Origin of the sequence: Nostoc sp. KVJ20, from assembly GCF_001712795.1 — a bacterium.
Lineage (GTDB): Bacteria > Cyanobacteriota > Cyanobacteriia > Cyanobacteriales > Nostocaceae > Nostoc.
The window spans coordinates 1-12,347 of record NZ_KV757664.1; the positions used below are offsets into that span (position 1 = coordinate 1).

Below are 12,347 nucleotides of genomic sequence, written 5' to 3' on the forward strand. Positions count from 1 at the left end.
TTTTTAGTCCAAACTCCAGTTGAAAGATAAAGTTTGCAAAATGCTGCGAGTTGAGAATATTGAACTATTTAGTCCACCGCGAGAGACTTCAGACCCGAATATGCCTCTTAGTGGTGTGGATGCATTTATTTTTCCTGCTTGGTTTGTAGCTCAAGTTGATCAAACCATTCGCCTCAACGGGAAAGATTATCGTACTCGTCCCCTAGCTAACTGGCGAACAGTTAAGGAGGGATCAAAATTTGAAGGACAGCGCGTGTCATACGTACCAGTCCGCTTTGTGCAAGCTTGTATAAATGGACATTTGAGCGATATAAACTGGTACGCCTTTGCCCATAATGATTTTAAAACCACCTGTCAAGGACAACTATGGCTAGATGAAGGTGGCTCTGGCAATGACTTTGAAGAAATTTTTGTTCGATGTCAAGGCTGTAATGCCCGTCGTCCGCTTTCCATAGCTAAAGCCAAAAATTCCAAAGTTTTCGGAGAATGCAAAGGGGATCGTCCTTGGCTAGGTGCTAAAGCTAAGAAGGAAGATTGTTGGGTTTGTGCCCCAGATAAATCAGGTAATATTGTCCAAACCAACGAACGAGAACATAACCGTCTTTTGGTACGTTCTGCTAGTAATGCCTATTTTGCTCAAACCCTCAGTGTGATTTCGATTCCAGATGCTGACGAGCAATTGAAAAAAGTAGTAGATCGCCATTACTTAAAGGACTTGGAATATTGGGAAGACTTGGATGAGGTACAAAAAAATCTGAAAAGGAATCCTAAGTATGCTGATTTAACTAAGTTTGGAGCAGAGGTGGTTTGGGCAGAAATTCAACGCCGTCAAAGTGGAAGAAGCAGTGATCCTAAAACCATCAAACAAGTAGAAATTGAAGCCTTACTTTCTTGTTCAGCAGAAATAGGTACTTCTAATGACGAGTTTTATGCTAGTAAACGCAAGTTAGATAATTTCAATCCTGCACTCTTGCCATTTATAGAACAGGTAGTGTTGGTACATCGTCTGCGAGAAGTGATTGCCCAAGTTGGCTTTACCCGTTTTGAGGCATCCATCCCTAATATTGAAGGAGAAATTGATGATTTAAGCATTAATGTGCGGCGTGCTGATTTGGATTTTGAACGTCAGTGGGTGCCTGCGATTGAAAATAAAGGCGAAGGGGTATTTATTGCCTTCAACAAACAAGCTATAAAAGATTGGCAGCAACGGAAGGCTGTTAAACAGCAGGGGCAAAAATTAGAAAGGGGTTTCAATATCTGGCGCGATCGCAAAGGTATTCCCCCTGAAAAAGCCATTTTCCCTGGACTTCCTTATATTATGCTGCATTCCCTATCACACCTCTTGATTACAGCAGTGTCTTTGGAGTGTGGTTATGCAGCTAGTTCAATTCGTGAACGCATTTATGCCAGTGATGCAGGCTATGGCTATGGCATCCTTTTATATACTGGTTCTGCTGGTTCTGAGGGGACTTTAGGGGGACTTGTACAAGTAGGAAATCAACTTGAAGAACATTTGAATGTTGCCTTAGAGTTGGGAAAACTTTGTTCTAACGATCCAGTATGCGCTCAACATCAACCAGATAACGTACAAGAGGAAAGATTTTTACACGGATCTGCTTGTCATGGATGCCTACTGATCGCGGAAACTTCCTGCGAACGCCGTAATGAGTTTCTCGACCGAGCATTGGTTGTGGCTACTGTTGAAGGACTAGGAGCAGAATTCTTTCCAGATCAGGTACTTGTTTAATGGGCTTTCTCAACCTCAGTCGTCCAACCCTCGTTAATTTGGCAGTCGCTTTGGAAACTGGCAGACTTTCCCCGCCCTTTTCTATATCCAATGTAGCGAACTACATCCCAGCAGCTTTGAATCGAGAAATTGTTGATGAACTTAACCGTCTCAATGTTATGGGGGTACATTCTCAGCATATTGCTTATACGCTGCGACTGCTGGCAGAGGAACGAAGTACATCTCAAGCTGTGAGCGATCGCGTTGATTTGGTTTGGACTGGCCCAGAAATTGCTGGTTCTCAAAGCCGCGATACTGGTGTTGTTGTGCGTGAGTTGTTTAGCACTGCCAAAATAAGCGTTCTCATTTCTAGCTTTGCTATTGATAAAAGACAAAAAGCACGAGAGTTATTTATGGTACTGGCAGAACGAATGGATTTAACCCCAGAACTAAATGTGCGAATGTTTCTTAACGTCAACCGACCGCACAACAGTGAAGTGCCAACATCTACTCTACTGCGGGAGTTTGCCAATACTTTTCGCCAAGATATTTGGCCAGGAAAAAGACTACCTGAAGTCTTTCATGATCCGCGATCGCTGGCGGTGGGTGTGGAATCAAAAGCTTGTTTACACGCCAAGTGTGTTGTTGTAGATAAGGAGCGTGTGCTTGTGACCTCTGCTAATTTTACAGAAGCGGCTCACGAGCGCAATATCGAAGCTGGTGTATTACTTAATGACCCAGTAACAGCTATTGCTTTGCAAATGCAATTTGAAAGCTTGGTTACAAGAAATATACTGTGTCGAATTCCTGGGATCTGACTATTTTAGGCAATATTTTATGAGCTACATTAATGCAGAAAAACGATGAAGACAAGAATACAAAAAATATTAATATTGGCTATTGGATAGATTATTATTCGCATTGGTGTTAAACCTTGTGCAAAGATTCGGTTTAGCAGCAATTTGTTAGAAAAGCCTTTGCTACGGGAAAACTTAAAACAAGACCTTGCGTTTAAAACTCTGATGCTAATTCGACAAACCAACGCTAAAAATTACAAAATTACACAACAGGAATGGCAACGTGTATATAAATTGAAAGATTAGTGATGGTAACGACCACTACCCCAATTATTAAAGGAATTCCAGGCGTTCACATACTGTAATCATTGTCACGCATTCAGTATTATTCAGAGGATTTTTGTCCTGATATCAACTAATAGTGTAGCGGTCACAAAATATAAACTTCAGGAGCATGAAATGGTCAACAGCAAAGATACACAAGCACCTCAGACATCTAATCGAGGAGCAATACTAAAAGTATTAGCTAGACTAGCAACAACAGGAATAATTAGTTTTGGGATTGGTGGAGCAGTCACTTTTGACCGTTATAACAACTATTGGAATCAAACAATATTTCGCGTTCAAACTGTTGATTTTAACATTTTATCTTATACTCTACCAACGAAACTTTCTTATGCAATCATTAAAAATGAGCCAGAAGAGTTACAACGTACTTTAGATAGTAATTATAGTTTGTTTGGATTAATCGTTACAGACTCTAGGGGACAAAAAGTAATTGCGTATTCAGGTAAAAATTCTGGGAAATTCTCATCTTGGAAAGCGTCTTTAAATCCACAGGAGTTAACAAAACATCCCTATGATGTGTTGCTTGACCCTCCACCTATATTTTCACAGTGGACTTATAGTAAACCTCAAGCTACTGAACGCAGTGCTACAAGTTTCACTAATCAAGGCCGTGTTATAGGTAGGGTTTACTATGTTAGGGGTGTAAGACCAACGTTTCAAGAGGATATTGCAACATTTCTAACTAATCCTTTTTCTGGAAGTAGTAGGATTCAAACTTACGCAACTACTTTAGCAGCGTGTTTTGGTGGGACTTTTCTTATCTGGAGTGTTTTGGAATTTATTCTTTATAAAAGACGGTTTGAAAGAATAACATCTGAAGAAAGAGAACAGGAATTAATAAATAATAACCAAATTTTACAACTTCAATTAGCCGATAGAATCAAAGAACTTCAGTCACTTCAGAAACAAAGAGACAATGAACGTGGTGACTTTGAAAAAGAAGCTAATAGCCTGCGTAGTTTAAACAACCGACTAAAACATGAAATTATTAAACTCAGGGAATCAATTAAAAATTTAACAACAAATATTCACTCAGTCGAATCACAGAAAGAATTAAAACAAGCTCAAGCACAATCACAACAAAATCTTAAACAGAAACAAGAATATAAACAGCACATCAATAAATTAACACAACAGTTACAAATTATTCAAAATAAACAATTACAAGCTAGTGAACAAAATGAGCATAAAAACAATGAGTTACAAGAACTTCAAAAACAAAAATATGAAATTGAAAATGCTCGCTCTTTAGTTGAATCTCAATTAGAATCTTTACAGAAAAAGGAGGAAGACTACCAAAAAATTGTAGCGAGGTTAGAAGAACGAATAAATCAACAAAATTTTAGGGAACAAGAACTTCAAAATGAATTAGAAAACCTACAAAATTCCCTCATAGAATATCAACAGCGAGAACAGTTATTAGAAAAGCGTGCAGAACAAGCAAAATCTGAATCAGAAGCTTTGGCAGAAGAAATGGAACGCTATATAGAGGAAACTGGTAAACATCCTTTAAATGATTTTGAAATTGCTATTCAAAAATCTTTGAAACAGAATTTTTCTGATAGCAGAATTGAAACACAGTTTGATGTAGCTAGTGGACAGCAAGGAAGTAGGTTTACTGATTTTTTCCTTGTAACAAATAAAAGCTGCATTGTTTTAGAAGCTAAATCTTATACAGGAATAATTAAGCCTATTGATAATGTACGAAACTCTGGATGGGTTTGTGAAAAGGTAGGAAGAAGATTAAATATTTTGTCATGCTGGGGTAAAAATCCTTACCAACAGGTAAAATCCTACTGTGATTCTGTAATGAGCAATAAAAGTCTAGGCATTCAGTCGAAAAAGCCTGTATATGGTGTTGTTGTATTTCCAAAGGATTCATGTATTGATGATAATATTCAATCCAACATAAGTAGATTTTACAGAGTCACAACACTAGATAATTTAACCACTACTATTCAGGAATTAGACAATCAAGCTAATTCTTGGAATTAGGAAAGATGAATTTGTCATATAACATTATCAACACAAACTTAGTATCTATTATGTTTAATTATCGTAATCATCGGTATTTTATAAATTTTCTAGTATTAGTGGTAACTTTGGGTTTATTCGGTTGTAGTCCTAGTGAACCACAAAAATCCCCAACGCCTACAAGTTCCCCAACGTCTTCTACTAGTGGGATTCCAGAACAGAAGTTAGAAACAAGTTCTTTAACTATAGGAATTTTGAGCAAGCCCAGTTACTATGAAGAGTTAACAACTTACCTACGTGATAAATTGGGTAATAAAGTACAAATAGTTATTGATGGTGATGAATCAATTCCTTATGAAGAAGCCCGAAAAAGGATGATAAATAAAGAATGGGATATTGCCTTTACTTTATCACCAATACTTTCTGTAGCTGCTAAAAATAACGATTATCATTTTGCAGCGCGAATGTTTCCAAATAACCCTCCATATTACCAAGCTACCTTATTCACAAAATCTACTAGTAGTATTCAATCTCTCAATGATTTAAAATCTACAAATACTATTGCTCTTGGAGATTTCAATTCAGCATCTAGTTTCTATGTACCTGCTTATGACTTATTTGGTAAAAGTCTCAGGGTAGACATGGGGCATCGAGGAAAAGATATTAAAGACTTAGTTAAAACCGGAAAAGCTGATGTAGGTGCTGCTGCTTATGAAGCAGTTACGAATGATAAAGATTTAAGAATCATTCATTTAAGTAAGGAAATTCCTGGCTCTAATGTTTATTTATCACCTAAACTTTCTGAATCTGACCGTCAGATAATTACAAAAATTTTGCTCAACGCACCAGATAATATTAGAAAACAAGCTAATTATGGTGGTGGGGAGGAATCTGACTATTCACAATTAATAAAAATTTCTCAAAGAACGGAAGAAATATTGAGATGTGCAAATTTTCAGCAAAATCCAGTTAATTTCTACTGTAGTGATAGTTACCCAGATCAAAAATTTAGTATTTCTAATAATACTTCAGAAATATTAGGGCGAATTAATGGATGGACTCGTCAAGCTAATGAAATTGAAACTTTCAAGTTGTCAGGAAAAGATAATACAGTTTACCAGATAATTGTACCTCGAAAAATTCTTAATCAAATTTCCGGTGCTTCTAATCCAATTGCTTTACAAGGCAAAGAAGTCAAAATCATAAATATTGTACCCCAAAAAGCACAAGGAGGAATATTTGAATTAAAAATTACAGAGCCTAATCAATTAAATATATTAGAAGATATACCAAAATCTTCTATACAGTCAAACTATCAAGTCAAGCAAGTCGATGATGGCGATACAATAACAGTCACTGATGTATCTAATCAAGAAATCAGAGTGCGATTTGCTTGTATAGATACGGCAGAAACACCCAAATCTGATGCAGAAAAAAATAGTGATAACCCTGCCGATAAAAATCAGTTCTTATGGGGAAATAAAGAAAAAGAGCGGCTAGAATCTATTATCAAAATTGGCGATCAGGTCAAATTAAATATCGTAGATACTGATCGCTATGGCCGCAAAGTTGCTGAGGTACGCCTAGAGGATGGTACTTTCATACAACAGATATTAGTGAAAGAAGGGTTAGCGATGATTTATCGTCAATACCTAAAAAACTGTGCTAGTGCTGCTATTGTAGAACAGGCTGAAGCTGAAGCTAAACAACAAGGTTTAAATATTTGGGCAGATTCACAATTTACTGCACCTTGGGATTGGCGTTCGCAGAAAAAATCCTCAAAAAAATCCTAAACTTTCCCAAAGGAAATCATTATAACTACCAAAATATCAATGTCTAAATTATCCACTAAATTCTTTGCTGCTCCCGCGTTGTTACCAGTGCTACTCCTGTCACAATTGCAGCAAGATACACAAGGAGGAATTGGTAACCAACAATTAAATGAGCAATCAATGTTGGCAGTTAATTGGGTGCAACAATCTGGAGAATATAGAGCATTAACTTATCAAGCATTCAATATAGCCAAACTCACTTTTGATACCGCTAAATCAAAAAATATTACCTGTCCCGCCATCATTGTTGATATTGATGAAACAGTTCTTGATAATAGCCCCTACCAAGCAGGGTTATTAGATACTAATAATGGTTTTGAAATTATTACTTGGAATCAATGGATTAAGGAGGAGAAAGCTAAAGCTGTACCGGGAGCAGTTGAATTTGTTAATTATGTGAATAAAAATGGGGGCAAGGTATTCTTTATTTCTAATCGAGATGAAAAAAGCGCTAAAGATGCTAAAAGCAATGATTTAGAAATAGCTACTATTAACAATTTAAAATCTGTGGGGTTTACAGGAGTCAACGGACAAACAGTATTATTAAAGGGGGAGTTTACCAAAAAGATTGACGGCAAAGAGAATACTTCTAAACAATGGCGAGTAGAAGCTGTTAAAAATGGTAATGCTGATGGAAAAAGATATACAGTAATCGCCTTGATTGGGGATAATCTAAATGACTTTGATGAAACTATAGGTAAAAATAACCAACAACGTCGGGATCATGTAGACAAGAACCGTAGTTTTTACGGTATGTTTAATATCACAAAAGGGATAGTTAAACCTGCTTACATTGCAATACCTAATCCTATGTATGGAAACTGGGAAACAGGGATTTATAACCCACTGATATTTAAAAAACAAAGTCCTTTTGATATGACCCCAGGAGAAAGAAATCAACAACGTCGGGAATCTTTAAATCAGTGGTTTGGGAAGTAATATCAAATTCGATTAATTAATTAATTAATTAATTACAATTTTTATAACTTTCCAAAACAGTAAAAAATTTTCTCCTATAGATACTCCCTGCTGATCCCCCCACCCAATTCTCGGATGCAACGAAGCAATCACTCAGGTTTCCAAAAATATACCAATTTCTAAAACTTAATTTTGGAAACAATTTAAACTATTATTAATCTGATAATAAGTCTGTTAAATCCCTACCATATATATAATAGGGGTTTCGGTCTTCTTCTGGAATATGATTCATTGATTCACTATTTTCTTGAAGATATTTACTATTACTCTCTTGAAACCTTTTAAGTTTTTGATGTATGGGTGAAGATTTATCTTTTTTACCACTATTAATATAGCTTAAAATATCTTCCCTTAACTTATTCAATCTATTATGAGTAGCTAAAGGATTATCTGAAGATAGAGTATAAGCTGTTCTATAGTCATGCCCAGCCTCTCTCAATCTCTTCCATTCTTCCCATCTGGACTTTTGATTTAATGGTTCCATCGGATTAAATCTATCGCTATAATTAACAGTATATTTAAATTAGTTTAATTATTATATATTACCTACCTAAATAATCCCTTATTTTGCTACAGCAGACATTGAGACATACATCGAGCGCATAACAGCATTCGAGAGCATGAAAACCACCGACGCGATCGCCCAGCCCCAACCATGACTGAAACCCACAACCTCGGTATGACCGATACCGAGTATGTCCATCTACTAGCCAAAGGCTACGACCCCAACCTAGAACACCAGTTGCTAGAGCTTCATGAGAGCATAGACCAAGCCAGGAAGCTAGCGCAAGTAGTGGGGCTGACAAAAGACAAAGCACCGGAGACTGAGAAGGAGTGGGAAGAATTTATGGCAGTTTGGGAGGATTAGTTCTGGAGGAAAGATGTTTACTTAGTTAGTATTGCTGCACTATTGGGAAGAATAAAAAAGTCATAAAATTACGAATTAAGTATGATTTCAGTAAAATTTATTACTTTGGCATAGCAGTAGTGCTAACTTCAAATTTTAGTGCTAACGCACAATCTAAAAAACTTTTGTATGAAGGTAACTATGATGGGGCTGATCAAAAAGTTTATTTACTGAATAAGAAGTTAGTCAAACAGCAGAGAAAAATAATAGATTGGAGCGTATCTATTTGACCAATATAGAATTTAATTATGAAAGTTTAATATTCTTTCAACAACTTGTAGAAAAATACAATTGGAACTCTAGTAAAACTATTGCGCTGACTGCAAAACCTTAAACATCCTTAGATATATATCTGTTCAATCATGCCGATGAAGATAACAAATTTTTATCGTTTTGCCTGAAACAGTTTAACTCGGTAGTAATACTATCCCCATGAAGGGTAGAATGCGGCTATTTACGAAATATGCACTATTAATTTTAAAGTTGTATATGTCTGATGTAAATAAGCCAAGTAACCATAGCAACAATATCTTTAAAAAAAACTTGTTAATTATTGGAACTGGAGGATTATTACTTGGGATTCCGATTATGTTCATTCGAGTTCCACCAAGCTGCGGCTGTGGTGATAGCAGTAAAGCTACAGTTGGAAGATTTATTAATGCACAACAAGCATATTTCTCGGAGAAATCAGCTTTTGCTCAATCGTATAGGTTGTTAGAGCTTGGAGATGGAGATGCACCAACAGCTACAAGCCGCTATCGATATACCGTAGACATGAGTAAGGATAAGTCATTTATATATGCAACTCCGATAAAAGAATTCCCAACTGATGTATTTCAATTAGGACTGACCAAACAGGGCTTCAACAGCCTGATAGGTGCAGTTGCTTACGAGCAAAAAAATAAAACTACTATTTCAATAATGTGCCGCTCCGAAAAACAGACTTTAGCTTATCCTCCCCGACCTATTTTGAAACAAGGTAATTTTAGCTGCCCTATCGGTTTTGAAAGTATCAAATAAAATAGTATGCAAACATTTAATGACATTTTTAGGAGGATTTATCGGAGTCATAATCATGCCCCTATATTGATAATACTTACCAAAATTGAAGCTGCTATGGGCAAGCCTGTATTGGCTGTGGATGATTCAGCATACAGTAATGTGACAGATGAAGAAGAATGATTGGAGATAAATTAACTTAGCAAAATGACCTACTCCTTATTCCAAAGCAATCCCAAGTACTGCTGCATCATTAACACGTATCCGCGACTTTGAGCAGATGCCAAGGCTTACAATGCGTTATGCGAAAGACATAATTGCCGTGATTGATTTAAACTTGCTTGAACCCACTAAAAGATAATCGTGAAAACTGAATTACCTCCATTTAGTAATTGTGTTATATTCTTTGTACTTTTCTTAAGTATGATGTACTTTTATAGCAGCATAGCTCAAAGAAAATTAATTAAAAAGCAACGAAAAGTAGAAAGACCAAAATCTAGTTTTGGCTTTTATATTTTATGGAATCAAATTTCGTTAATTTCCTTTTTTTCCATAACTTATATTCTAGGATGGGATGCACCATCAGTTGGTTTAAAATTTGAAATATTACCAGTATTTTCCTTAATAATTGGCTTAATTTGTTATTATATATTTGTGTTAGTTGTAAATAAAATCTTAAATATTTTAAGAGTCAGCCAAATTGTAGAAAATGATGCTTATCTCGTTTCTGTAAGGCTTATACCACGGCAAAAGCTTCAGAGAACTTTATTTTTAATTGCTGTATGTATATTAAATCCAATAACAGAAGAGTTGATATTTCGGGGAGTACTAGTACATCAATTAGGCATATATATAAATAATTATTACTTGGCAATTTCTCTGGGCTTATTTGTAACTGTTGGAAATCATATCTATCAAGGAAGACTACATATTATTACGCATATTATTTTTTATGTTTTTACTGTAACATTGCTTTATTCAGATGTAGGGCTTGTTGGGTCAATAGGTTTTCACTTGGCAGGAGATGTTTACCCGTTCATGCGGCTTAAATATGAGGCTAATAACTATAAAAAACGAAGAAGGGAGGAACGTAGGGCTAAATATGTTTCCAGTTAGAATATCAGACACTGGGGTGGGGTGTTGGTAGGAAATCTGACGCGGAGATTCAGTTTGGTAGCTTTTGTGTTAGAAAAGCCTCTGCCAAGGGAAGACTTAAAACAAAACCCTATCATTAAAGACCTTGATTGTAATTCGTCAGCCGAACGCTACAAATTACAAGATTACACAACAGCAGTGGCAACGTATACATGAGTTGAAAGCATAGCGATAGCTTATCCTCTTATTAACTTAAAGCAAGCTGTTGATTGATTTTGGCTACAAAGGGTTAATCAAGAAATAAACTTAATTTTTTAAAACGACTATGAATTTACTGAATAATGCTGATAAAGTTTTTCAGATAATAACTTACTTGGGACTGATTGCTTTATCGGCTTGCGCTCCTGCATCATCTCAAGACCAAGTATTTACTCCTAAAGAAGGGAACTTCAGCATTTTGATGCCGGGTTCTGTTGTAGAAGAGGTTAATACTCCAGTTAAAGGCATAACAACCCGCACATGGACAGCTATAAAAGGTGAATCTGCATATACTGTAGCTCAATCAACCTTTGCTAAAAAAATAGCTGCTGAAAAAATTCCAAAAATTTTACAGGCTCTTAGCGAAGCTGCAAATAAATCTAACTTTGTGAACGGTAAAAAGATATCTGAATCTTCTGTTATGAAGAATGGATATAAATGTTTAGACTTTACCTTAACAGGAGTTCCCAGCCCTTCATTACAAGCAGAAAGTAAGAAAAATAGTAGAAATATTAACAGTAAGCTAATTTATCAAAGAAGTTTACTTTGTATCAAAGATAATCAAGCAGTTGAAGCTCTAGCATTACTACCATCATCTGAGGAACTAAAGTCTAAGGGTGCATCTTTTATTCAATCGTTAAATTTGAAGTAAGATGAAAAACTGGTTATGAAAACTCTACAATAGTCATCAAAGTTAAGAGCAGCATTTCAAGAGAAAATTACGGCTAAAAAATCTGCTATACATCAAGAAATTCACCAAGCTCTAGGGGATAGTACATTAGGTGGATTAGCTTCATTCATGTATGAGTTTAAACAAGCTAAAAATCAACTCAAAGGCAGCATGGGTGAATGGGGAATCTCAGCCATATTTCAGTGCTTCCCAGACACTTGGGTAATGTTCAATAATGCTTTAATTCCTACTAATAACTCCGGTGGCTTAACCGAGATAGACCACTTAATTATCGGTACAAAAGGCATTTTCTTATTGGAAATCAAAACTTGGAAGGGTTCATTTACAGCATACAACGATAAATGGAAACGTCGAGAAGGCAATAATTGGCTAGCAATAACTAATAGTCCAACGTCTCAAAGTGCTTACCATCAGCCCAATGGATAGTTTCTGTAGTTCCCGCTCTCCCTAATAGTTGCGTTTATGCTCCTGTAGTCTTCCCTATCGCTAAATGGTTGGGAGTTAACAATTGCTCAGTACAAGTTTTTCAAGGCGTACCTGCACTACTGCAAGCAATGGCTAGCTGTCCTGAGTGCTTGGCAGAGCAGCAAATACAGGCGATCGCTTCTGCTGTGGCTAATTATCAGATTCCCGAAAATATGACCCCAACGCCTAAGCCAATTCCCAAGCCAAAACTCGTTAAATGTCAGAATTCTAGCAGTTGAGTGTTGCAACTTTTTAAGTAAAACCTAAATAGGCTTAT

Annotated in this window: 13 protein-coding genes; 12 read left to right on the plus strand and 1 reads right to left on the minus strand. The window is 36.2% G+C overall.

Annotated elements, in window-relative coordinates; translation table 11 throughout:
- Positions 1-19: 19 nt before the first annotated feature.
- The 5 genes from drmB to A4S05_RS25745 all read left to right on the plus strand — a co-directional run bounded on the left by drmB (position 20) and on the right by A4S05_RS25745 (position 7,616).
- Entirely contained in the window at positions 20-1,747 is a 1,728-nt protein-coding gene (drmB, locus tag A4S05_RS25725; protein ID WP_218107984.1) for a DUF1998 domain-containing protein, read from the plus strand.
- On the plus strand, positions 1,747-2,544 hold the full coding sequence (gene drmC / locus A4S05_RS25730; RefSeq protein ID WP_069072626.1) for a DISARM system phospholipase D-like protein DrmC: 798 nt from the start codon (positions 1,747-1,749) through the stop codon (positions 2,542-2,544). The genes drmB and drmC overlap by 1 nt, the downstream gene beginning before the upstream one ends.
- A 438-nt stretch (positions 2,545-2,982) precedes the next feature.
- Positions 2,983-4,866, plus strand: coding sequence for a nuclease-related domain-containing protein (locus tag A4S05_RS25735; protein ID WP_069072627.1), 1,884 nt, complete (start codon positions 2,983-2,985; stop codon positions 4,864-4,866).
- A gap of 50 nt (positions 4,867-4,916) precedes the next feature.
- Positions 4,917-6,638 (plus strand): PhnD/SsuA/transferrin family substrate-binding protein, encoded by a 1,722-nt coding sequence (locus A4S05_RS25740; RefSeq protein ID WP_069072651.1) that lies wholly within the window; start codon positions 4,917-4,919, stop codon positions 6,636-6,638.
- A 39-nt stretch (positions 6,639-6,677) separates the two neighbouring features.
- The gene (locus A4S05_RS25745; RefSeq protein WP_069072628.1) at positions 6,678-7,616 is read left to right on the plus strand and encodes a 5'-nucleotidase, lipoprotein e(P4) family; all 939 of its coding nucleotides are present in this window, start codon (positions 6,678-6,680) and stop codon (positions 7,614-7,616) included.
- Positions 7,617-7,809: 193 nt separating this feature from the next.
- Here A4S05_RS25745 and A4S05_RS25750 read toward each other — a convergent pair whose 3' ends face one another.
- Positions 7,810-8,139 (minus strand): hypothetical protein, encoded by a 330-nt coding sequence (locus A4S05_RS25750; RefSeq protein WP_069072629.1) that lies wholly within the window; start codon positions 8,137-8,139, stop codon positions 7,810-7,812.
- 171 nt (positions 8,140-8,310) lie between these two features.
- On the opposite strand from A4S05_RS25750, the gene A4S05_RS25755 reads away from it, so the two are divergent.
- From A4S05_RS25755 to A4S05_RS42045, 7 genes are all read left to right on the plus strand, one after another.
- Positions 8,311-8,523, plus strand: coding sequence for a hypothetical protein (locus A4S05_RS25755; RefSeq protein WP_069072630.1), 213 nt, complete (start codon positions 8,311-8,313; stop codon positions 8,521-8,523).
- Positions 8,524-9,051: 528 nt separating this feature from the next.
- Complete coding sequence (locus tag A4S05_RS25760) at positions 9,052-9,582, plus strand: type IV pilin-like G/H family protein (protein ID WP_176727108.1); 531 nt, start codon at positions 9,052-9,054, stop codon at positions 9,580-9,582.
- A gap of 6 nt (positions 9,583-9,588) precedes the next feature.
- On the plus strand, positions 9,589-9,744 hold the full coding sequence (locus A4S05_RS42040) for a hypothetical protein (protein ID WP_176727109.1): 156 nt from the start codon (positions 9,589-9,591) through the stop codon (positions 9,742-9,744).
- A 180-nt stretch (positions 9,745-9,924) separates the two neighbouring features.
- Positions 9,925-10,677, plus strand: a complete 753-nt coding sequence (locus A4S05_RS25765; protein WP_141699807.1) for a CPBP family intramembrane glutamic endopeptidase — start codon at positions 9,925-9,927, stop codon at positions 10,675-10,677.
- Between the two features lie 304 nt (positions 10,678-10,981).
- Positions 10,982-11,566, plus strand: a complete 585-nt coding sequence (locus A4S05_RS25770; protein ID WP_069072633.1) for a hypothetical protein — start codon at positions 10,982-10,984, stop codon at positions 11,564-11,566.
- 147 nt (positions 11,567-11,713) lie between these two features.
- Positions 11,714-12,031: a nuclease-related domain-containing protein gene (locus tag A4S05_RS25775; protein WP_069072634.1), complete on the plus strand. Its 318-nt coding sequence runs from the start codon at positions 11,714-11,716 to the stop codon at positions 12,029-12,031.
- Positions 12,032-12,159: 128 nt separating this feature from the next.
- Entirely contained in the window at positions 12,160-12,309 is a 150-nt protein-coding gene (locus A4S05_RS42045) for a hypothetical protein (protein ID WP_176727110.1), read from the plus strand.
- Positions 12,310-12,347: the final 38 nt, after the last annotated feature.